Origin of the sequence: Pantoea eucrina, from assembly GCF_002095385.1 — a bacterium.
In the GTDB taxonomy this organism is placed as follows: Bacteria; Pseudomonadota; Gammaproteobacteria; order Enterobacterales; family Enterobacteriaceae; genus Pantoea; species Pantoea eucrina.
Genome location: NZ_MIPP01000009.1, coordinates 54023 through 77416, shown reverse-complemented (window position 1 = coordinate 77416; position 23394 = coordinate 54023). Strand labels below are relative to the sequence as shown.

At 50.7% G+C, this 23394-nt stretch carries 19 protein-coding genes and 1 pseudogene; 9 read left to right on the top strand and 11 right to left on the bottom strand.

The features are described 5' to 3' along the window. The first annotated feature begins 49 nt into the window (after positions 1-49). Positions 50-343: a site-specific recombinase gene (locus tag HA43_RS19175; RefSeq protein ID WP_244555213.1), complete on the top strand. Its 294-nt coding sequence runs from the start codon at positions 50-52 to the stop codon at positions 341-343. 159 nt (positions 344-502) lie between these two features. Here the strand turns inward: HA43_RS19175 and copM are convergent, their stop codons facing one another. The 7 genes from copM to HA43_RS06395 all read right to left on the bottom strand — a co-directional run bounded on the left by copM (position 503) and on the right by HA43_RS06395 (position 7278). Next, positions 503-853, bottom strand: coding sequence for a CopM family metallochaperone (copM, locus tag HA43_RS06425; protein ID WP_094111241.1), 351 nt, complete (start codon positions 851-853; stop codon positions 503-505). Positions 854-981: 128 nt separating this feature from the next. Beyond that, entirely contained in the window at positions 982-2391 is a 1410-nt protein-coding gene (locus HA43_RS06420; RefSeq protein WP_065647975.1) for a heavy metal sensor histidine kinase, read from the bottom strand. Next, positions 2388-3068: a heavy metal response regulator transcription factor gene (locus HA43_RS06415; protein ID WP_094111240.1), complete on the bottom strand. Its 681-nt coding sequence runs from the start codon at positions 3066-3068 to the stop codon at positions 2388-2390. Before HA43_RS06415 ends, HA43_RS06420 begins: the two co-directional genes overlap by 4 nt. A 31-nt stretch (positions 3069-3099) precedes the next feature. Beyond that, positions 3100-4032: a copper homeostasis membrane protein CopD gene (copD, locus tag HA43_RS06410; RefSeq protein WP_094111239.1), complete on the bottom strand. Its 933-nt coding sequence runs from the start codon at positions 4030-4032 to the stop codon at positions 3100-3102. Positions 4033-4036: 4 nt separating this feature from the next. Next, complete coding sequence (copC, locus tag HA43_RS06405) at positions 4037-4417, bottom strand: copper homeostasis periplasmic binding protein CopC (RefSeq protein ID WP_065647972.1); 381 nt, start codon at positions 4415-4417, stop codon at positions 4037-4039. Positions 4418-4448: 31 nt separating this feature from the next. Continuing rightward, the gene (locus HA43_RS06400) at positions 4449-5333 is read right to left on the bottom strand and encodes a copper resistance protein B (protein WP_128083785.1); all 885 of its coding nucleotides are present in this window, start codon (positions 5331-5333) and stop codon (positions 4449-4451) included. A gap of 103 nt (positions 5334-5436) precedes the next feature. Then, positions 5437-7278, bottom strand: a complete 1842-nt coding sequence (locus tag HA43_RS06395) for a copper resistance system multicopper oxidase (RefSeq protein ID WP_065647970.1) — start codon at positions 7276-7278, stop codon at positions 5437-5439. 309 nt (positions 7279-7587) lie between these two features. Between HA43_RS06395 and HA43_RS06390 the strand changes: the two genes are divergently transcribed. Then, positions 7588-7806: a hypothetical protein gene (locus HA43_RS06390; protein ID WP_128083784.1), complete on the top strand. Its 219-nt coding sequence runs from the start codon at positions 7588-7590 to the stop codon at positions 7804-7806. 860 nt (positions 7807-8666) lie between these two features. On the opposite strand, the gene HA43_RS06385 is transcribed toward HA43_RS06390, so the two are convergent. From HA43_RS06385 to HA43_RS06375, 3 genes are all read right to left on the bottom strand, one after another. After that, positions 8667-9089, bottom strand: a complete 423-nt coding sequence (locus tag HA43_RS06385) for a copper-binding protein (RefSeq protein ID WP_094111236.1) — start codon at positions 9087-9089, stop codon at positions 8667-8669. A gap of 268 nt (positions 9090-9357) precedes the next feature. Then, complete coding sequence (locus tag HA43_RS06380) at positions 9358-10812, bottom strand: Cu(+)/Ag(+) sensor histidine kinase (protein ID WP_094111235.1); 1455 nt, start codon at positions 10810-10812, stop codon at positions 9358-9360. Continuing rightward, entirely contained in the window at positions 10802-11485 is a 684-nt protein-coding gene (locus HA43_RS06375; protein WP_065647967.1) for a copper/silver response regulator transcription factor, read from the bottom strand. Before HA43_RS06375 ends, HA43_RS06380 begins: the two co-directional genes overlap by 11 nt. A 194-nt stretch (positions 11486-11679) precedes the next feature. Between HA43_RS06375 and HA43_RS06370 the strand changes: the two are divergent. The 4 genes and pseudogenes from HA43_RS06370 to silA all read left to right on the top strand — a co-directional run bounded on the left by HA43_RS06370 (position 11680) and on the right by silA (position 18008). After that, positions 11680-13063 (top strand): annotated as a pseudogene (locus tag HA43_RS06370) (efflux transporter outer membrane subunit). A 28-nt stretch (positions 13064-13091) separates the two neighbouring features. Further along, positions 13092-13445, top strand: coding sequence for a cation efflux system protein CusF (gene cusF, locus HA43_RS06365; protein ID WP_094111234.1), 354 nt, complete (start codon positions 13092-13094; stop codon positions 13443-13445). A 113-nt stretch (positions 13446-13558) separates the two neighbouring features. Next, complete coding sequence (locus HA43_RS06360) at positions 13559-14851, top strand: efflux RND transporter periplasmic adaptor subunit (protein ID WP_065647964.1); 1293 nt, start codon at positions 13559-13561, stop codon at positions 14849-14851. A 10-nt stretch (positions 14852-14861) separates the two neighbouring features. Then, positions 14862-18008 carry a Cu(+)/Ag(+) efflux RND transporter permease subunit SilA gene (silA, locus tag HA43_RS06355; RefSeq protein WP_094111233.1) on the top strand — a complete coding sequence of 1049 codons (3147 nt, stop codon included), beginning with the start codon at positions 14862-14864 and terminating at the stop codon, positions 18006-18008. Positions 18009-18181: 173 nt separating this feature from the next. Here the strand turns inward: silA and HA43_RS06350 are convergent, their stop codons facing one another. Beyond that, the gene (locus HA43_RS06350; protein ID WP_370512314.1) at positions 18182-20599 is read right to left on the bottom strand and encodes a heavy metal translocating P-type ATPase; all 2418 of its coding nucleotides are present in this window, start codon (positions 20597-20599) and stop codon (positions 18182-18184) included. Positions 20600-20918: 319 nt separating this feature from the next. Between HA43_RS06350 and cadR the strand changes: the two genes are divergently transcribed. The 3 genes from cadR to HA43_RS06335 all read left to right on the top strand — a co-directional run bounded on the left by cadR (position 20919) and on the right by HA43_RS06335 (position 23372). Further along, complete coding sequence (cadR, locus tag HA43_RS06345) at positions 20919-21377, top strand: Cd(II)/Pb(II)-responsive transcriptional regulator (RefSeq protein ID WP_065647961.1); 459 nt, start codon at positions 20919-20921, stop codon at positions 21375-21377. A gap of 261 nt (positions 21378-21638) precedes the next feature. Next, a complete protein-coding gene (locus HA43_RS06340) occupies positions 21639-21992 on the top strand; it encodes a metalloregulator ArsR/SmtB family transcription factor (protein ID WP_006785991.1) in 354 nt (117 codons plus the stop codon). A gap of 96 nt (positions 21993-22088) precedes the next feature. Further along, positions 22089-23372: an arsenic transporter gene (locus HA43_RS06335; RefSeq protein WP_065647960.1), complete on the top strand. Its 1284-nt coding sequence runs from the start codon at positions 22089-22091 to the stop codon at positions 23370-23372. Positions 23373-23394: the final 22 nt, after the last annotated feature.

Sequence of the window (23394 nt, the reverse complement as noted above, 5' to 3'; positions counted from 1 at the left end):
TCCTACCCAGCTGGCTGTGTCTTTTGTGAAGGCGGACCGGGTGGCGCATATGATGAGCGTGCTAATCGATCATGATCCGGAAGCTGTCAGCCTGACCGGACCGGCAACCTATTACGATTTAGGGGATTCTTTCTGTACGAACCCATTCTGGAGCAGTTGCCCTCACCGTATGGCCTGTATCGGGTGCGATTTTAACCTTCCTAAAGAAAGCGCCAGAGGCCTGTTGCTGGAAAGTAAGGCTTCAGTGAAGCGTTATCTGGAGGAAGTTCCGCTGACAGCTGACGAGCAAGAAATTGTCGTTAACGATATGGAAAAACTGGATTATGCATTGAAAAAACAGTAAAGCACCCTGTTTCGCCCCGGAGAACCATTTCGCCTGAAAAATGAATGCTGGACCCGGGGCGAAGGTTCAGACAGGTTATATTACTTTCTCATGAAAGATTCCCAGAGGTCCTCCGCCAGAAACCTGCTTTACGTTAACAGACCCCAAAGCGGAAGAGGATTATTTTTTCAGCCACGTTTCCATATGCTCAATTTCACCTTTTTGCGCTTTGATAATGTCCTCTGCCATCTTCTTCATTTCCGGATCTTTCCCGTATTTCAGTTCCGTTTCGGCCATGGCAATAGCCCCTTTGTGGTGCTCAATCATGCCCGAGGCAAACGCTCTGTCAGCGTCCTGCTCCTTCATGGCATTCATCATGCCGCTGTGCATCTTTTGCATACCAGACATGTACTCTTTTGAAGCCGGAGACATATTCATATCCTGGGACATCTTTGAGTCCGGCTGCTGAGCTATAACGGCAGCCGGCAGGGCAAAAATCAGTGAAGCAAAAACAAAATGCGTTTTTTTCATAACGTCACTCCTTCATGTATTGGATTCAGACTTCAGATTTTCCCGATATCCTTTAATGTGCCGGGAAACCTATTACTGATACTAAGGCAGTACAAGACCATGAAAATTGCCGACCTGCTGGTAAAACGTTAAGACACCTCCCGGGGAGCCGGTATCATGGCCGTGAACGTAATTACATTATTGTTCATGGAAACCTGCAGATCGCCCTCATGAGCCAGTAAAACAGAACGGGTGATGGACAACCCCAGCCCGGCACCGTCCGTATTATGCTGACGGGAAGCGTCGCCCCGGTAAAAGCGGTCAAAAAGCCGGTTCAGACTATCCCGGTTGATATTTTCTGTGGGGTTAGAGACATGTATAAAAACCCTGCCGGCGTGGTGTTCAGCCAGCACATTAATGGCTGATCCGGGTAATGAATATTTTATGGCGTTAGTTATCAGATTACTCATTGCACGACGCAGCATCAGGCGATCGCCTCTGACAACTGCCTCCCCCTGCAGAGAAAGCGTTTTGCCGCTGTCACCGGCAAGCGGTTCAAAAAAATCGAGGAGCTCTTCCAGCTCTGCGTTTAACGAAACGTCCTGTTTCTCCAGAGGCATCAGCCCGTTTTCAGATTTAGCCAGGAAAAGCATATCACTGCTCATTCTGGCGAGCCGGCTCAGCTCTTCCAGATTTGAAAAAAGCACCTCACGGTAACTTTCGGCATCACGTTCACGTGACAGCGCAACCTGAGTCTGCATCATTAGATTACTGACAGGGGTACGCAGTTCATGCGCGATATCCGAAGAGAACTCAGACAGACGACTAAATGAATCTTCCAGCCGTTCAAGCATGCTGTTAAATTCAGCTACTGTTACCTTCAGTTCGGCTGGCAGATTATGGCCAGGGAGACGTTTGCTCAGGCTGTTAATCGTAATCGCCGAGGCAAGCCGGTTTATTTCATTCAGAGGCCTGAGTCCCATCCGGGTGACGAGCCATCCCAGAAAAACGGAGATAAATATCAGAGCGACATTAAACCAGACCAGCCATCTTTTAAGCTGACCGATAAACTCATCATGAAGGCTGGTATCATAGGCTGCCGTAATCAGTACATCGTTTAGTTTACCTGCGCTCTTCGCATTAATTTTTCTGACCATAACGTTATAACGCCTGCTGTCTTCCTCCACCGTCTGCATAATACCCGGACGGGTAGCTTCGCCGCTAAACCGCTCATAAGGCACCAAAAAACCGGGAGATGAATAGTCGGCCAGCATCTGGTTATCAGTTGTTTTAACGGAAAGATAAAGTCCGCTGTGACCAACCATGGCATCCGAAAGCTTTCGTGCAAGCGATGCGCTGTCGAGCTTTCCGGCGTGCACCTCACCCTCAAGAAGCTCTGTGGCAAGCTCAAGCTTTCCGGTCAGCAATGTGGCATCCTGATGACGAAAATAACTGCTGAGGGCGGCTACAAGCAGCACACTCGAAAGAAGCCAGACGGACATCATCACGCCGGCAAAAATTATGCTCAGTCGTGATGTCAGAGACCAGTTACGCTTCACTCTTCCCGCATCTCCAGCACATATCCGATACCCCGTACCGTGTGAATAAGCTTTGGTGTAAAGTCATCATCCACCTTACTGCGAAGTCGTCTGACGGCCACATCAATCACATTGGTATCGCTTTCAAAATTGATATTCCAGACCAGAGATGAAAGCAGGCTCCTTGGCAGCACCTCTCCGGTCCGCTGTAACAGCAGCTCAAGCAGCACAAATTCTTTAGCAGACAAATGTATCTTTTTGCCGGAACGGCTCACACTCCGGCGGGTGACATCCATAACCAAATCAGCAATGCGGTGCGTACCGGACGTTTGCGTACGGTTGCGTCTGAGCAGGGTGCGGATACGCGCCAGTAGCTCGGCAAAATCAAAGGGTTTGAGCAGATAGTCATCCGCGCCAAGATCGAGACCTTTAATCTTTTCACTGACGTTATCCCGGGCAGTCAGAAACAGCACGGGCTCTTCGTGCCGGGCCATACGCATCTGCTGAAGAATATCCCAGCCGTCCATTGAGGGCAGCATTACATCCAGAATAATGAGATCATAATGCTGTCGCAGGATATGCTCCAGTCCCTGACGCCCGTCGTTTACAAGGGTTACATCATATCCCGCTTCCAGAAGCCCCTGTCTCAGGTAGGTACCGGTTTTCAGTTCATCCTCAACGATCAGCATAGTGGTCATGGGCAGCTTTCCTGCAGGCTACGGTTAGTCGTTATTCCATACCGGTACCCGGCGACAGCGTGCCCAGCCAGGCGACGGTTGCCAGTATCAGTACCGAAACAGTAAATTCCGTGATAATGCTTTTACGCATCAGGTAAATACCCATCTTATATTGGCCCTGACGCAGGGCCGTTTCCAGTCGCGGTGTAAGCCGGAAGCGATTGGCGGCGGCCAGCAGCAGCATCAGAAAAAACAGAGCAGTTTTTATCAGCAGCAGCAGACCATAGTCACTGCCCGGCAGGGTACTCAGAGGCTTTTCAACGATAAATACGAAGTTAACCACGGCGGTGATGACAATGCTCAGCACAATGATCGTGCCGGCCCGGGCAAAACCCGACAGCGCTGCGGCCAGCTGGCTGGCATAGACAGCCTTTTCAGCCTTTTTGATGCATAAGAGCAGAGTAAAAGCCGCCAGTGCACCGATCCAGGCCCCGGCCGCAGTCAGATGAATAATATCGCTCAGAAGATGAAGATAGTAGCTGATGCCGTCATTCATTGCTGCATGTCCGCCCCATGCCAGTGTAGCAAGTGCTATACCGCCGGACAGGGTAAGCACATAACGTGACAGCCCTACATGCCTGAGCCGGAGGCCAAGTCCGATAAACGCCATGACCAGCGCAGCGAAGCGGATAACCCAGCTCATGCCCACAGCAGTTTCCCCGACAACCATCTCCATAATATGCAGAGTCAGTTCGCCGGGATCACTGAAGCCACTCATGGCCTGAGCGACAAGCAGCATATTTGCAAGGGACAAAACCATGCCAGCAGAGATAAGCGTAAAAAAGAACGACCAGACACTGAATAACGATACCGATTTCTTCAATACTCCCTTTACCCCATAAATTTCGAATAAAGGCAGGCCAAAAAGAAGCATAAGATCAAGGTAAAGAAAAAAACGGATGATAATAAAAGTCTGATCGTTCATGGTATTACTTCACGCTAAAACTGTAGTTGCCGGTGCGGGGATGAGTATCAGAAGATACCGCCCGCCACTCCACTTTATAGGTTCCTGCAGGCAGAGTTTTTGCCGGTGTGATAACCATCGTTTTCGGATCGCTGCCCGCTGAGACTTTCGCCGCAACGGGCATTGGCGCATGAGAAGACATGCCCGGCATGGCGGTCATTACAAGACGTGCGCCGGAAAATTTCGTTACCAGATTTTCGGTGAAATGCAGTTCCAGTTTAGACGGTGCCGTTATCTGAGACTTATCAGCAGGGACAGCAGACGCAAGTTCCGGATGCGCCTGTGCAGCGAAAGTCGCGACAGAAGCAACTAAAGCAAAGAAATATTTGGCAGATGAATGTTTCATAATAATACCTGTTTTGTTTGAATTAACTGCATCAGAACCACATGCGAGCCCCGAGGAGGAAGCGCACTTCATTATCTTTTTCACCTTCACGGGCAGCCATATCAGCAGTATTGCCATAGAACTGGCTCCACGAAATTCCCACGTAAGGTGCAAATTCTCTTTTCACTTCATAGCGAAGGCGAAGAGCAAGTTCGGTACTGGAAAGGCCTTTACCGGTTTCCCGTGCTTCATCATCTTTCCCGTAAATATTTGCCTCAAAGGAAGGCTGCAGGATCAGGCGATTGGTCAGCAACACATCGTATTCGGCTTCCAGCCTGAGCGCAGTCCGTCCCTGCTCGCCGGCAAACGCAGTCAGCTCGCTTTCAAAGTTGTACAACGCCATGCCCTGAAAACCAGCAGCCAGCCAGGTTTGCGGTTTTCCGGGCCTGAAATCCTGCCGGGCACCGGCAACCACGTCCCACCAGGGTGTCAGAGCATGTCCCCATAAAGCCTGAACTTCTGCGGATTCGACTTTACCTCGGGTGGTTTCACCTTCGCTACGTAACCAGAGTCGATTGATATCCCCGCCAGCCCAGCCGCTTACATCCCAGCTGAAGCCACCCGGATTGTTGTTTTTTTGCCATTCCAGCTGATCGGCAAGCACAAAGTAATTTATGCTGTTGTCATGAACCTTATGCCCATGTACGTCCGGGAATGCTGCCTTACGGTCCGCCTCCGTAACCGGCGGAATGGGTGTACGGCTTTCTGCTGGCGCCGCGGGCTGCATGGATTCCATACCCTCCATACCGGATGCCCCATGCATCATTCCTTCCATTGACGCATGATCCATTCCCTGCATAGCAGAATGGTCCATGCCTGACATATCATGCTGTTGTATATTGTCAGATGATCCCGTAGGTGCTGCAAACGCGGGCATCACTATCGCTCCGGCAAACGCAGTGCAGGCCAGCAATCCTGCAGCGGAACGTGAAAAATACTTTGTCATATCATTCCATCCTGAAACTGACATTATCGCTACCTCACTCTGTAACCCGGACTTCACGAAACATGCCGGTTTCCATATGGAAAAGAAGATGACAGTGATAAGCCCACCGCCCGAGTGCATCGGCAGTCACCCGATAGCTTCGGCGGGTGCCCGGAGGCATATCGATAGTGTGTTTGCGTACCAGGAAATTACCGTCCTCATCCTCCAGATCGCTCCACATACCATGCAGGTGAATGGGGTGCGTCATCATCGTGTCGTTAACCAGCACCACACGCACGCGTTCTCCATATCGCAGCGTAACCGGTTCTGAATCGGAGAATTTAATACCGTTGAATGACCAGGCGAATTTTTCCATATGTCCGGTGAGATGTAGCTCGATGGTACGCGACGGCTCACGCCCGTCCGGATCTTCGAATGTGCTTTTCAGATCGGCATACGTAAGGACTTTTCTGCCGTTATTACGTAAACCAATGCCCGGGTCACTTAATTTAGGCGCCGGCATCATGGCCTGCATATCAACCAGTGGATTGTCTGTTTCAGATGCAGGATGTTTCTGCATGTCCCCCATGCCACTCATACTGCCGTGATCCATCCCGGCCATGGCGCTATGGTCCATTTCCGGCATACTTTCTGCTGCTCCGGATACAGCTGAGCCATCCATAGCCTGCATAGCATTACCATCCATGCCTGTCATGGTGTCGTTATTCATGCTCTGCATCTGGCTGTGATCCATATCGCCCATGCTGCCGTGATCCATCCCGCCCATCCCCATATCGTCCATAGTTAGCCAGGGGCGTGGATCCGGATCCGGTACCGGAGCATAAAGCCCTTTACGGACAGCCAGCGTGCCGCGAGCGTAGCCGCTTCTGTCCATAGACTGCGCGAAAATAGTGTAGGCATCTTCAGCCGGCTCCACGATTACATCGTAAGTTTCGGCCACAGCGATGCGAAACTCGTCAACAGCAACAGGCTTGACATACTGACCATCAGCCGCCACGACCGTCATTTTCAGCCCTGGAATGCGCACATCAAAGTAGGTCATGGCGGAACCGTTAATGAAACGCAGGCGTACCTTCTCGCCTTTACGGAACAGCCCTGTCCAGTTTTTTCCAGGCCCCTGTCCGTTCATGAGATAGGTATATGTGGCACCACTGACGTCTGCCAGATCCGTCGGATTCATCTTCATTTCTGCCCACATTTTCCGATCGGACAAGGTACTGCCGAGACCTTTTTCCCTGGCGTCACGGAAAAAGTCAGAAACGGTAGGTTTCGCAAAGTTGTAATAATCGGACTGCTTTTTCAGTTTGGCGAGAATGTCTGATGCTTTTTCATCAGACCAGTCGGTAAGCATGACTATGTGTTCGCTGTCCCAGACAAACGGTTCTGGTTCAGCAGCATCAATAATAATCGGGCCATAAACACCGTCCTGCTCCTGCAGGCCGGAATGGCTGTGATACCAGTATGTACCGTTCTGCTTTAGCTTAAAGGAGTAAACATAGGTATCGTCCGGCTCAATACCATGAAAACTCAGTCCCGGTACGCCATCCATATTCGCTGGCAGAAGAATGCCATGCCAGTGAATTGATGTCGGTTCAGAAAGGCGATTTTTAACTCTTAATGTAACGGTATCGCCTTCTTTCCAGCGCAACAGAGGGCCTGGCAGGCCGGCATTAATGGTTTTTGCATACCGGGTTTTACCGGTGATATTAAGCGGCGTCTCGCCAATAAACAGATCAAAGTCTGTGCCGGTAAGTGTGCGGGACTGCATCAGGCTTACCGCCGAGAATGCATCGAATGTTCGCAGGCCCAGTCCGCCCACAATGCCAGTGGCAGTGATCCCTTTAATGAAATTACGTCGTGAACTTTTAAGCTGCATGACTGAACTCCGGCAATTTCCTGTTATCCCGGGAGAATGGCTCTCTCCGCATCGGAAGCACAAGCCGTGCTTACCGTTCAGGATGAAAAATTTTTTGTTACCGGAAAGCTACCACAGCTACAGACTTTGTGTGATTACAATTGTGTAATGTTGGAACGCACTGTTTATAAATTACATTTCTGTCATTTTTCGCCGTAACGTTTTTTCTTCTGTACGATGAACATCACTAAGGCCACAGGTAAACCCGGCTGGTAATTGTTTATTCTTCTTTTACATTCAACGTTAAGGACTGCCACCATGAAAAAAGTAATGCTTATCCCTCTTATGATCCTGATTTCCGCTTCGTCCGCATGGGCACAGCAGCATCCTGAAACAGCACCAGATAACACTGATAACCGTGTTTCTGTCTCTTCGATGAATGAGCATGAACGTGCCATTCTTGCGCATGAGAGCATGGATAATGCAAACTCAGCTGCGCATCAGAGCATTATCGATATGCACCGTAAAATGATGCTGGAAGAGAAATAACGGATAGTATGTAGACAGAAAATTCGCCCGGAGTTTTCTATTCTTCTTTGCCACTGCATCCGGGATGTTTTGTGTATTACCCTCATCATTAATGTATTTCCGGTAAATCTTCTTTCAGGCTGATTTCAGCCGGCCCGCTGACTGTGGCGGGCTACATTTTTATATTTTAAACATTCTTTTTACCGCAGACCCCGGTTTACTCAACGAGCAGTAAGGTGTAACTGTATTTACCTTTTTTACCCGGTTCAAGTGTTGTCTGCCAGCTAACCGCCCTGAACCTGCACTGCAATCTGCGATTTATCTTCAGGTTATGCCTGAACGGCCTCATGCTGAAACGATAGAAAGCATCGAAATGAAAATACAGCCGCTTACAGAATGTCATCAGAACCAATAAATTTTGAAGGTCATTTTTTTACGTTTAATGTCGTATACGCCGCTGTCATGCATAATGAAAAACTCTAAACCGTTCAGGAAAGCGCATTATTGCTTCGCCCGTAAGTATTTAAAATAATTGACAAAGAAATTGATTAACGTGCTTTGGCAGCACTCGAAAAAACAAGCAGAATTAAGCAAGCCATTTATTTAGAAATAACAAATTGCGCCATGTAAAAATACTAACATGGTTGAAATGGCTTCGACAGAATTCCTCAGCATTAGTTCGAATCGATAAAGTCTTCAATTGCATCAGGAAAATAAAAAATAAAATTAAATATCATAAAAAGATGCTGTTCGTTTATAAGTGTTGCAAAAAAGCCCCGAACAGGGGCTGATTTGAATAAATGGTTCGTATCTGTAAGGTACGAATTTCTGCATCTGAATAAAATATTAAGGACTGATATAGCAACCCGCTTCCGTCAGTTTTACTTCATGCCGCGATGTATTGCAGCCATTGACTGGTGTGCTTCTGACTGGCCGTTACTCATATTTTCGTGGACAACGGTGGCCCTTTCATGTTCATCCATTTCTGCAAAAGATGGCGCGGTACTTGATTTCATGCCGGCCATCTCATCAGACATCTTCTGATGGTTCTTCGCCATTTTCTGATGGGCATCAGAAGCACCATTTTTCATGGAATTATGAACAATAAGGGCCTGTTCTTGCTGATCCATACTCTTCATTTGTGATACTTTCCCCCTGACAGATTCAGGAACGAATGAAGACGGTTGTTGGTGCGCTGCCGCCTGGGCATTATTAACATGCTCATGAATGTTAATGTTTCCATCCGCCCAGGCTGAAGGAATTAAGCTAAGACCGACAAAGGAAGCGAAGATTAAAATTTTCATAATAAGGTCCCCATTGATAATGAAATAAATAACGGACTGTCAATGATGTCATCAACTAAAGAACTCACAAGCCAGACTGATTTCATCTTAAAAAAGATAATATACGTAACTCAGTGCCTGTATTCCGCTGATATTGATCCATAAAGACTGTTCTGCCTGCTTATTGAGGACGATTCTACCTGCTTAATTCTGTTGAAGGCATGACAACTTAATGACATCTCTGTAATATATTTATTATTCATCGAAAAAACTGGAGAAATTCGGGACACTATGCAGCCATTCTGGGTAATAGCAATATGAATCGTGTCGAAACCGTATCTGATTCGACCCACAGTTTCCCGTGATGAGCGTTTACGATTGACTTTACAATCGCCAGACCAATCCCACTGCCTTCTCCCTTTCTTTGCCGCGATGGATCGACGCGATAAAACCGATCAAACAAACGTGGCAGGTGTTCTGCAGGTATCGGTTTCCCTGGATTTTCAACTATAAGCTGAACACTATTCTCATTCCCCGCAATGGTTACAGTCACTGTCTTCCCTGACTGCGTATAACGCAGAGCGTTAGACATAAGATTATTTAATGCCCTTCGGTACATAAGTGGGTCTCCTTTAATAAGGCAGCACGACCCGTTTAACTGCAGAGAAACATTGAGTTCTTCTGCCCAGGCTTCGAAAAAATCAAACACCTTGACCACTTCTGTGCGGAGATCAAACATTATCCGTTCGGGGATCAACTGATTATTATCAGCCTGTGCCAGAAAAAGCATGTCGCTGACCATTTTTGTCATTCTGTTATACTCTTCCAGGCTGGAATACAACACATCTTCCAGCTCTTTCTGCGTTCTGTGCTGACTTAGCGCGATTTCAGTCTGTGTAACCAGATTGGTTATGGGCGTTCTGATTTCATGGGCGATATCAGCAGAGAAATTTGCCTGTCGCGTAAATACATCCTCAATCTTTTCAATCATATGGTTAAACGATATCACCAGTTGCTCCAGCTCGATGGGAACTTTGGACGGTTCCAGTCTCACATCCAGGTTCTCCGAGGTAATATTTTTAATGGCCTTGCTGACGTTGCGGAGAGGAAGATGTCCCTGGCGAACCGCTATGCGGATAATGCAAATAATCAACAGGCTGATTACGAAGGCAATGGCAATTAAATTCTTTTTTAGTGCTTCCAGGTAATGAAGATGAAAATCAATCGAGAGCCCAATTATCATCTGATACGTCTGTGGTTTTCCGTTAAGCGTTGCTTTGCCTGAAGATGCAACGATTCTGTAAGTCTGCATTTTCATGTCAGAGCCGTTGCGCATAAGTAAAGCTGGCTCTTTCACTGTCCAGAGGAATATTTCCCTGGCCCGACTATGCGCGGTAAAGTTTGATGCATTGACCGCAGAGCGTAACGTCGCCCCTTGTGGTGAGCTGAACAACACGTCGCCCCCATCAGTCAAAATAAGAACAGCGACGTTGCGGTAATCTGAGATAGATTCTTTGATTTTACTTATTTTTTTTTGGTCCGGAGCTACAGGTGTCTGCAGTATTCTGTTCATCGTGAGACTGATTTGTTTCAGATCCCGGACATCCTGCTCTGCAAAGTGTTTTTCAACGGAATGCAGCATAAACCAAGTAAAAGCAAAAAACGCAATTATGGTGGACAGGCTGATAAAGAAGGTCAGTCTCAGTGCGAGAGAGTAAGGGCGCCCTGAGAAATTAAAACGCATCCGGAACCTCCAGGATATATCCCACGCCGCGGACCGTCTGGATCAGCTTAGGCTCATAATCGTTGTCTACCTTTGCCCTGAGGCGTTTTACTGCCACATCTATAGCATTAGTATCGCTGTCAAAGTTCATATCCCAGACCTGCGATGCAATCAGCGAACGGGGCAGCACCTCTCCCTGATGACGAATGAAGAATTCCAGCAGGGAGAACTCCTTACTCGTCAGCAAAATACGTTTCCCTGCGCGGCTAACCTTCCTTGAAACGAGGTCTACCATCAGATCAGCCACCTTAAACTGGCTTTCCGTGATGACTGTGTTACCCCGTCGTAAAAGTGTCCTGACCCGGGCAAGAAGCTCAGCAAACGCAAATGGTTTGATCAGGTAATCGTCCGCGCCCAGCTCAAGTCCTTTAACCCGGTGCTCAATGGTGCCGAGAGCCGTAAGCAGCAAAACAGGCATACCTTTACCTGCGGCACGAAGCATACGAATAATATCCCAGCCGTTTACATCCGGGAGCATGATATCCAGAATCAGTAAATCATATTCGGCTGTTATGGCGAGATGATATCCGGTCAGACCATTATCAGCGAGATCAACTAAAAATCCCGCCTCAGTAAGCCCTTTACTGAGGTACTCTCCAGTTTTTACTTCATCTTCAACGATCAGTATTTTCATCTTGCTCCCCTGGCTGACTACTCATGCCATTCATTCTATTTAGCCTAAGCATGTAATCAACGACTTACGTTAAAAATGACAGCATTGTCATTATTCAGTCACCTGGCAAACAGAGAGCATTCTGTAAAATCCCCCTATCAATACTCTGGACTTCATTTGAACCATTTACCAGGCCTGCCTGGAAGAGAAGCGTTATGTTCAAATTAAAACTATTAAGCATCAGCATGATTTTTATACTGACAGGCTGCGTTTCACTGGCACCTGAGTATCAGCGGCCGGCAGCGCCAGTACCACAGCAGTTTTCTCTGTCACGCAACAGCCTGACGCCAGCGGTAAATGGCTATCAGGATACGGGCTGGCGTAATTTTTTGTCGATCCCCACGTTACCCTGCTGATCGGTGAAGCCCTGACAAACAACCGTGATTTGAGAATGGCCGCCCTGAAGGTTGAAGAGGCCTGGGCCCAGTTCAACGTCACGGATGCAGATCGTAATCCCCAGTTGAATGCCTCATCCGGGATCACCTACCGCGGTAGTCTGAAAGGTGACAAGCCGACCGCACAGGAGTACGACGCGGGTCTGGAGCTCAGCTATGAGCTCGATTTTTCGGCAAGCTTAAGAACATGAGTGAAGCTGACCGCCAGAACTATTTTGCCAGCGAAGAAGCCCGTCGTGCCGTACACATCCTGCTGGTATCGAACGTTTCACAGAGCTATTTCAGCCAGCAACTGGCGTCCGAACAACTCCGTATTGCGCGGGAAACGCTGAAAAATTATCAACAGTCTTATGCTTTCGTTGAACAACAGCTGGTGACCGGGAGTGCGAACGTTCTGGCGCTTGAACAGGCCAGGGGACAAATCGAAAGTACCCGCGCTGAGATAGCCAAACGAGAAGGCGATCTGGCGCAGGCAAACAATGCCCTGCAACTGCTGCTGGGAACCTACCACGCACTTCCGTCAGAAAAAACGATGAAAGGTGGTGAGATCGCACCAGTAAAACTGCCACCAAACCTGTCGTCACAAATTTTGCTGCAGCGCCCGGATATCATGGAAGCGGAATACCAGCTCAAAGCGGCTGATGCCAATATTGGCGCAGCGCGAGCGGCCTTTTTCCCATCCATTAGCCTGACCAGTAGTCTTTCCGCAAGCAGTACAGAGCTGTCCAGCCTCTTTACGTCAGGAAGCGGAATGTGGAATTTTATTCCCAAAATTGAAATTCCTGTTTTTAATGCCGGCAGGAACAAAGCCAATCTGAAACTGGCTGAAATTCGCCAGCAACAGTCGATGGTTAACTACGAACAAAAAATTCAGTCCGCCTTTAAGGATGTATCCGATACGCTTGCGCTGCGGGACAGCCTTAGCCAGCAACTTGAGGCACAGCAGCGTTATCTCAATTCACTGCAGATAACCCTCCAGCGTGCCAGAGGATTATATTCAAGTGGTGCTGTCAGCTACATTGAAGTGCTGGATGCAGAACGCTCCCTGTTCACGACACAGCAAACCATTCTCGATCTTACATATTCCCATCAGGTTAACGAAATCAATCTGTTCACCGCACTGGGTGGCGGTTGGGTAGAGTAAATTTAATTCATTAATCAGGAAATAAAAAATGCGTAATTCACTTAAAGCCGTTTTATTGGGCACCTTCTCTGTCATGATTTCTGCCGGTCTTCATGCTGAAACACATCACCATGGTGATATGAATGCTGCCAGTGATGCTTCGACACAGCAAATTATTTATGGCAACGGTGTCGTTAAAGTCATTGATATAAAAAGTAAAAAAATTACCATTTCGCACGGAGCTATCCCTGCGGTGGGCTGGCCTGCAATGACCATGCGCTTCACCTTTGTGAATGCAGACGACACCATTAATGCCCTGAAAACCGGTAACCACGTTGATTTCTCGTTTATTCAGCAGGGCAATATCGCCTTACTCAAAAGCATTAACGTTACCCAATCCTGACTGACAGCCCGGAGCGAATATATCCAGTGGGCCTGAACACTTATAAAGATATTTCTGTGAATTAATGATCAGGCGCATATGCCAGGTGTTTTGATTTTTCAGCGAGAAATTGTATGGCTTCTTTAAAGATAAAATATGCTGCAATAATTATCAGCAGCCTGATAGCAGGGGGGCTGATATCGGTTACTGCCTTGCAGTATGTAAACCCGGAACAAAAAACAGTACAAACGGAACTAAAGACACCGGAGCGAAAGATACTTTTCTGGTATGACCCGATGAAACCGGATACGAAATTTGATAAACCCGGAAAATCACCCTTTATGGACATGGACCTGGTGCCAAAATATGCAGATGAAAGCGGCGAGAAAATCAGCGATGGGATCCGTATTCATCCAACGCTGGTTCAGAACCTGGGATTAAAAACGCAAAAAGTCACACGCGGAATGCTGAATTATTCTCAGACAATACCGGCCAATGTTATTTACAACGAGTATCAGTTTGTCATTGTGCAGGCGCGCTCTGACGGTTTCGTCGAAAAAGTGTATCCCCTGACGATTGGCGATCATGTGAAGGAAGGTACACCGCTTATCGATATTACCATTCCGGAATGGGTGGAAGCACAAAGTGAGTTTCTACTGTTATCTGGCACCGGAGGGACACCAACGCAAATTAAAGGTGTGCTTGAACGACTTCGTCTGGCCGGAATGCCGGAAAAGGATATCCAGAAACTGCGGTCAACCCGGAGTATTCAGACCCGGTTTACCATTAAGGCACCGATAGATGGTGTCATTACGGCGTTTGACCTGCGCACTGGTATGAATATCTCAAAAGATAAAGTGGTGGCACAGATTCAGGGGATGGATCCGGTCTGGATCAGTGCGGCAGTACCCGAATCCATCGCCTATCTCCTGAAAGACACCTCTCAATTTGAAATTTCAGTACCGGCCTATCCGGATAAATTGTTCCATGTAGAAAAATGGAACATTCTTCCCAGCGTCGATCAAACCACCCGGACCCTGCAGGTACGTCTGCAGGTATCAAACAAGGACGAACGTCTTAAACCGGGCATGAATGCCTATCTGAAACTGAATACCCGGAGCCAGGAAATGTTGCTGATCCCGTCGCAGGCCGTTATTGACACCGGTAAAGAACAGCGCGTGATCACTGTCGATGCAGAAGGTCGGTTTGTGCCAAAAAGGGTCCACGTTCTCCACGAATCTCAGCAACAGTCCGGTATCGGCACCGGCCTCAATGAAGGCGATATGGTGGTAGTCAGCGGCATGTTCCTGATTGACTCCGAAGCCAACATTACGGGCGCACTGGAACGTATGCGTCATCCGGAAACAACGGACGGCACAATGTCGCCAATGTCCGCTCCGTCTGCAAATACACATTCCGGTCATTGAGGAGACGATGATGATTGAATGGATTATACGGCGATCGGTTGCCAACCGTTTCCTCGTTATGATGGCCGCTCTGTTTCTTAGTGTCTGGGGCACCTGGACTATCATCAACACCCCTGTGGATGCGCTACCCGATCTGTCCGATGTACAGGTAATTATCAAGACCAGCTATCCTGGTCAGGCTCCGCAGATTGTTGAAAACCAGGTTACATATCCGCTCACGACCACCATGCTGTCGGTACCCGGTGCCAAGACCGTGCGCGGTTTTTCCCAGTTCGGCGATTCCTACGTGTATGTCATTTTTGAGGACGGGACCGATCTGTACTGGGCCCGCTCGCGTGTGCTCGAATACCTTAATCAGGTTCAGGGAAAACTGCCTTCCGGTGTAAGCTCGGAAATCGGGCCTGATGCCACAGGTGTGGGCTGGATATTTGAATATGCTCTGGTTGATCACAGCGGAAAACACGACCTTTCCGAACTGCGCTCTCTGCAGGACTGGTTCCTGAAATTTGAACTGAAAACTATCCCTAACGTCGCGGAAGTTGCATCAGTAGGCGGCGTGGTCAAGCAGTACCAAATCCAGGTTAACCCGGAGAAACTGGCCCAGTACGGCATCAGCCTGCCAGAAGTAAAACAGGCCCTTGAGTCATCTAATCAGGAAGCCGGTGGCTCATCCGTTGAAATCGCCGAAGCGGAGTACATGGTCCGGGCCAGCGGTTACCTCCAGTCCATAGACGATTTCAATAACATCGTCCTGAAAACCGGAGAAAACGGTGTACCGATTTATCTGCGGGACGTGGCCCGCGTGCAGACCGGGCCTGAAATGCGGCGTGGTATAGCAGAACTTAACGGTCAGGGAGAAGTCGCCGGCGGCGTCGTGATCCTGCGGTCGGGTAAAAATGCGCGCGACGTTATCACGGCAGTGAAAGATAAACTGGAGACCCTGAAGGCAAGTTTGCCTGAAGGCGTTGAGATTGTGACTACCTACGATCGCAGCCAGTTAATTGACCGGGCCATTGACAACCTCAGCTACAAACTCCTGGAAGAGTTTATCGTGGTGGCCATCGTCTGCGCCCTGTTCCTGTGGCATGTTCGTTCGGCCCTGGTGGCGATTATTTCTCTGCCTCTTGGTCTGTGTATCGCCTTTATTGTCATGCATTTCCAGGGGCTGAACGCCAATATAATGTCGCTGGGAGGGATCGCCATTGCCGTAGGGGCGATGGTGGATGCCGCCATCGTGATGATTGAAAATGCGCATAAATGGCTGGAAGAGTGGGATCATCAGCATCCGGGTGAGCAGATTGATAACGCAACCCGCTGGAAGGTTATCACCGATGCCTCCGTTGAAGTGGGACCCGCGCTGTTTATCAGTCTGTTGATCATTACCCTGTCCTTTATTCCTATTTTTACCCTGGAAGGACAGGAAGGTCGTCTGTTTGGTCCGCTGGCCTTTACGAAAACCTACTCCATGGGGGGCGCGGCCGCGCTGGCCATCATCGTCATTCCGATTCTGATGGGATTCTGGATCCGCGGGAAAATTCCTGCCGAGACCAGCAATCCCCTGAACCGGCTGCTGATCAAAGCGTATCATCCTTTGTTGCTGCGGGTACTTCACTGGCCAAAAATAACCCTGCTGGTTGCGACCTTATCCATCTTCACGGTTATCTGGCCCCTGAGTCAGGTAGGCGGCGAGTTTCTGCCGAAGATAAATGAGGGCGACCTGTTGTATATGCCCTCAACATTGCCGGGCGTGTCGCCGGCAGCGGCCGCTGCGCTCTTACAGACCACGGATAAGCTCATTAAAACCGTACCTGAAGTAGCTTCTGTTTTTGGCAAGACCGGGAAGGCCGAGACCGCGACGGATTCCGCGCCGCTCGAAATGATGGAAACCACGATCCAGCTTAAACCAGAGGATCAGTGGCGGCCCGGCATGACGATTGACAAGATTATTGACGAACTCGATAAAACGGTCCGTTTACCCGGTCTGGCTAACCTCTGGGTGCCCCCCATCCGTAACCGTATTGATATGCTCTCAACCGGGATAAAAAGTCCGATAGGTATCAAGGTGTCAGGTACTGTTCTGTCCGATATCGATGCAACGGCGCAGAGCATTGAGGCGGTAGCCAAAACCGTGCCGGGCGTGATATCGGCTCTGGCCGAGCGACTGGAGGGCGGGCGCTACATTGACATCGATATTAACCGTGAAAAAGCCTCCCGCTACGGGATGACGGTGGGTGATGTCCAGCTGTTTGTCTCCTCAGCCATCGGCGGCGCGACGGTGGGGGAAACGGTTGAGGGCGTGGCCCGGTATCCGATTAATATCCGTTACCCGCAGGATTACCGGAGCAGTCCACAAGCTCTGAGGGAAATGCCCATCCTGACACCCATGAAACAGCAGATCACGCTGGGTGACGTTGCCGATATTAACGTTGTATCCGGACCTACCATGCTGAAAACGGAAAACGCGCGACCGGCCAGCTGGATTTATGTTGATGCCCGCGGCAGGGACATGGTGTCGGTGGTCAACGATATCAGGACGGCTATCAGCGAAAAAGTGAAACTGAGACCGGGGACCAGCGTGTCATTCTCCGGTCAGTTTGAATTACTGGAGCATGCCAACAAGAAACTGAAACTGATGGTTCCGATGACGGTGGTGATCATTTTCATCCTGTTGTATCTGGCATTCCGTCGTGTGGATGAGGCCTTGCTGATCCTGATGAGTCTGCCGTTCGCGCTGGTCGGGGGAATATGGTTCCTCTACTGGCAGGGCTTCCACATGTCTGTGGCGACCGGAACCGGGTTTATCGCCCTGGCCGGGGTGGCGGCAGAATTTGGTGTGGTCATGCTGATGTATCTGCGTCATGCCATTGAAGCACACCCGGAATTGTCCCGCCGGGAGACGTTCACACCTGAAGGCCTTGATGAAGCTCTTTATCATGGAGCAGTATTACGTGTCCGGCCAAAAGCCATGACTGTAGCGGTGATCATTGCGGGCCTGCTACCCATTCTGTGGGGAACCGGAGCAGGCTCAGAAGTCATGAGTCGGATTGCGGCCCCCATGATTGGAGGGATGATAACAGCTCCGCTTCTTTCACTGTTCATTATTCCTGCTGCCTACAAATTAATCTGGCTGCGCAGGCATAAAACAGACGTATCATGACATTCTAAGGCCCTCTGTCGGAGAGAGCCTTTATATCAGGATGGGTATCGAAACTGCACTACGTCTATTATGAAAAGTGCTGTGTCAGTGATGCTGTCACTCAGTTTTCCAGAGCCGGCATTGGCAACAAAACGCAGAAGATATAAGCCAACGGCTTCTCCTGACACTGCCCATCATAATCTGATAGGCAGCAACCGCTGCTTATTACGTAACAGGCGCAGACCATTTGCCACGACAAGCAGGCTTGCACCCACATCCGCGAATACCGCCATCCACATGGTGCCCATACCTGCAATGGTCAGGGCCAGAAACACTGCCTTGATCCCAATAGCCATAACGATATTCTGAACCAGAACGTTATACGTCTGGCGGGAGAGTCGGACAAAAGCCGGGATTTTACGCAAATCGTCATCCATGAGGGCCACATCGGCAGTCTCGATGGCGGTATCCGTGCCCATTGCGCCCATGGCAAAGCCGATATCGGCGCGGGCCAGCGCCGGTGCATCATTGATGCCGTCGCCTACCATGCCGGTCGTGCCCTGCGCCGTAAACGTTTCTACAGCACGCAGTTTATCTTCCGGCAGCTGATCCCCCCGCGCCTCATCGATACCAACCTGACCGGCAATGGCCTGCGCAGTGTGCGCATTGTCTCCGGTCAGCATGAGCGTTTTGACACCCAGACTATGCAACTGACTTATCGCCTCGCGGCTGCTTTCCTTCACCGTATCAGCCACCGCAAACAGCCCAAGCACCTGATGAGTGTCACAGAGCATGATGACCGTTTTACCCCCGGTCTCCAGTTCCGTTAGTGCAGCCCTGACCGCTTCCGGGCAGCGCACCGTTTCTTCAGCCAGCCTCAGATTGCCCAGACTGTAGGTTTGACCGTTGATGACGCCACGCACGCCGCGGCCTGGCAGAGCCTCAAAGTTTTCCACTTCATAACGCTGAATGCTATCTGATGCCGCCGATACAGCCTGCGAAACCGGATGATCGGAGTAACCTGCCAGGCTCACAGCCAGCCTGCGCCCCTCGTCTTCTGCCACCCCGGTATAGATAATCGCATCCGTCTGTACCGGCTTACCGTGCGTCAGGGTGCCGGTCTTGTCGAGCGCCAGCCACTTCAGCTTTCGACCCTCTTCAAGATAAACGCCGCCCTTGATCAATATCCCCCGGCGGGCTGCTGCCGTCAGGCCGCTGACAAGGGTCACTGGCGTGGAAATGACCAGCGCACAGGGGCAGGCGATAACCAGCATCACCAGCGCCTTGTATATCCACGCCTGCCAGCTTTCACCTGCAATCAGCGGCGGGAGAACGGCAACTGCGACGGCAATAGCAAACACCACAGGGGTATAAATTTGCGCAAAGCGATCAACAAAGCGCTGCGTAGGGGCTTTTGCCCCCTGCGCTTCCTCCACGGCATGAATGATACGCGCAAGCGTGGTATTTCCGGCAGCCGCCGTTACCCGGTACTCAAAGCCACCGGATCCGTTGACCGTCCCGGCGAAGACCGGGTCGCCTTCCCCTTTATCCACCGGCAGGCTTTCGCCGGTAATAGGTGCCTGATTAATGGCGGTCCTTCCCCGAACCACCGTGCCGTCGAGGGCGATACGCTCGCCCGGTTTTACCCTGACCACGCTGTTAAGGGATACAGACACGGCCTCAGTTTCTTTCCAGGAGCCGTCCGGCTGCTGAATTGTGGCCGTTTCAGGCGTCAGTTTCATCAGAGAGCCGATGGCATTGCGGGCGCGATCAAGAGACTTTGCTTCAATCAGTTCCGCAATCGTGAACAGGACCATTACCATGGCGGCTTCAGGCCACTGTCCGAGCGCCAGCGCCCCGGTGACGGCAATACTCATCAGGGCGTTGATGTTCAGGTTGCCGTTGCGAAGAGCAATCCAGCCTTTTTTGTACGTGGACAGGCCACAGGCCGCAACGGCAGCAAGAGCAAGAGCCGCTTCCAGCCATTCCGGCATGCCCGCCCAATGCATGGCTTCGGCGGCGCTTGCCGCCACACCGGCAAGCGCGAGCGGCCACCAGGGTTTTTTCTTTTCCTCAGTGACCACGTGCCGGCCATTACTGTCAGGAAGTTCAGGTTCAAAGCCCAGCGAACGAATGGCGGCCAGAACTGGCTCCAGCGCATCCGGTGCGTGAACCACCGTCAGTACGCGCTGCATAAGATTGAAATCCAGTTCCTTGACGGCTGACATGCCATCCAGCTTTTTACGAATCATGCCCTCTTCAACAGGGCAGTCCATCTGCATGATCCTGATACTGGTACGCACCCCGTCAGCGGTCAACTGCTGCGTCTGCAGCTCACCGAATGTGACAGGGGCAGGTGCGCAGCAGGAACCGCCGGTACTTTCCGCCTCACGGCCTGTACAACAGTTGCCTTCAGGCTGCATTGCTTTATCAATCGGTTCCGGGTCAAAACCCAGCGAGCGCACCGCCTGCAGAACCGGTTCCAGCGCCTGCGGCGTATGGGTCACGGTAAGCACCCTCTGTATAAGATTGAATTCGAGATTGCTGACGGAAGATAATTTTGCCAGTTTTTTTCGGAGGAGCGCCTCCTCCGTCGGGCAGTCCATCTGCATGATGCGCAGACGCGTCTGAACGTCATCGTTGCGGGGATGCTCTGCAACCAGTTCGGACACCTGGCTCAGGCCGTCCGTTGAGCAGCAGCTCCCGGTGCTGCAACAAGCCGGTGTGGTCTCAGTCGTTTTTGGTGGCATCTTCCCGGAAGCCTCAGTCGGGGCAGTTGCGGTATTTTTAACAGACGCCTCCTCTACGGTTGCGGCTGATCCACATTTTTTATTACTGCAGCAGTCACTCATTTTTTTATCCCGTTCATAACGTATACTGGCATTAAAGACCCTGATGTAACTACAGGGTCAAGCTCAGAAGAGGTGTGATATGAAAATTGGTGAACTGGCCCGCCAGGCGGGATGTCCTGTAGAGACGGTACGTTATTATGAGCGAGAGGGGCTTTTGCAGGCCGCATTGCGGGACCAGACTAATAACTACCGCCATTACGACAGCGCACATCTCGAAAGGCTTATGTTTATCCGGCGCTGCCGGGCGCTCGATATGACCCATGAAGAAATCCGGGTGTTGCTGCAGGCGCGCAGCCAGCCTGACGCAGACTGCGGTACGGTTAATGCCCTGATAAATGAACATCTGAACCACGTTCAGGCCCGTATTCGTGAACTGAATATGCTGGAAAAACAACTTTTTGAGCTCCAAAGCCACTGCAATGCCAACCGGGCAACACGGGACTGCGGAATTCTGCGCGAACTGGAGCAGACAGAAGAGTCTGAGGATATCGTGCCGGTTATCACTGCAGGTCATCTGGCCGGAAGCCACTCTTACTGATGCTGCTTTCTGCTGTAAGTAGAACTGTTCACTAAAGAAACAGGCTTTTTTGTGATGTGACTTCGTCTTGCCCGTCTATTAAGGCAGCTGAAAGTGTGCTGCCGTTAAAATCTGTGTGACATCGTTTAACCGCTATTCCCTCATTAAGCTGTACAGAAAAGCCTGTAATCACGTCACAACATATATGAATTTATCAATACAAAATTGACCTTTCGTCTGCAGAAGACGAGACTTGTTGCTGTCCGCCACGAAGGAGAAATTATGCCGTCACTTTTGCCCCTGCAACTTTTTAAGAATCTTTCTGACGAAACCCGGCTCAGCCTGGTGCTGTTGTTGCGCGAAAAAGGGGAGCTCTGCGTCTGCGAGCTTGTATCTATCCTGAAAGAAACACAGCCAAAAATATCGCGGCACCTGGCCCTGCTCAGAGAGAGTGGACTGCTTATCGACAGGCGCGACGGCAAGTGGATCCATTACCGGTTATCGCCACACATGCCTGCGTGGGCAGCAGCGGTCATTGAGCAGGCATATCTGTGTCAGCGGGATGAAATTCTTCATCTCAGTCAGCAGGCTGAGCGTGATAACGCAACCACCAACGGCAAAGCTGTCTGCATGTAAAAATTTTATCTAAACACATTCGATTAAACGAATATATTTACAGGGTACACTTAGCAGCCCGCTTTAACGGGCAGGTATAATTAAGAAGGAGAGAGTATGTTTCTGGCGGGTGCGATTTTTATCCTGACCCTGATACTGGTGATCTGGCAGCCGAAAGGGCTCAGCATTGGCTGGAGTGCCGTTATCGGCGCCGCACTGGCGCTGCTGACCGGCGTGGTAAACATCGGGGACATTCCTGTGGTCTGGCAGATTGTCTGGAACGCCACGGCCACGTTTATTGCGGTCATCATTATCAGCCTGCTGCTTGATGAGTCCGGCTTTTTTGAGTGGGCCGCGCTGCACGTTTCACGCTGGGGCGGCGGCAGGGGCCGGTTGCTGTTCACGTATATCGTTCTGCTGGGTGCGGCGGTAGCCGCCCTGTTCGCCAATGACGGGGCAGCGCTTATTCTGACGCCGATCGTTATCGCCATGCTGCTGGCGCTGGGCTTCAGCCCGGGCGCCACGCTGGCGTTTGTGATGGCGGCAGGCTTCATCGCTGATACCTCCAGCCTGCCGCTCATCGTGTCGAACCTGGTGAACATTGTCACGGCAGACTTCTTTAAACTGGGTTTCAGCGAGTATGCCTCGGTGATGGTGCCGGTGAATATCGCGTCCGTGGCCGCCACGCTGGTGATGCTGCACCTGTTTTTCCGCAGGGACATCCCGGCCACTTACGACCTGGCGAAGCTGAAGGCGCCGCGTGAGGCCATTCGCGATGCGCGTACCTTTAAAACCGGCTGGATTGTTCTCATCCTGCTGCTGATCGGCTTCTTTGCCCTCGAACCACTCGGCGTGCCGGTCAGCCTTGTGGCCGCGGTGGCGGCGTTTATTCTCTGGCTGGTAGCCCGGAAAGGCAATGTGATTGATACCGGAAAGGTACTGAAAGGTGCGCCCTGGCAGATCGTTATCTTCTCGCTGGGCATGTACCTGGTGGTATACGGACTACGCAATGCCGGGCTGACTGATTACCTTTCTGCCGCCCTAAACCGGTTTGCAGAGCATGGCGTCTGGGGCGCAACGCTCGGCACCGGCTTTCTGACGGCGGCGCTTTCATCAGTCATGAACAACATGCCTACCGTGCTGGTTGGCGCGCTCTCCATTGACGGCAGCACCGCGCAGGGCGTGGTGAAGGAGGCGATGATTTACGCCAACATCATCGGCTGCGACCTCGGTCCGAAAATCACCCCCATCGGCAGCCTTGCTACCCTGCTGTGGCTGCACGTCCTGGCACAGAAAAACATTACCGTCAGCTGGGGCTACTACTTCCGTGTGGGCATCGTGATGACCCTGCCGGTGCTGTTTGTGACGCTGGCCGCACTGGCCCTGCGCCTGTCTGTTTAACCTAAACCCCGGCGCTGCGCCT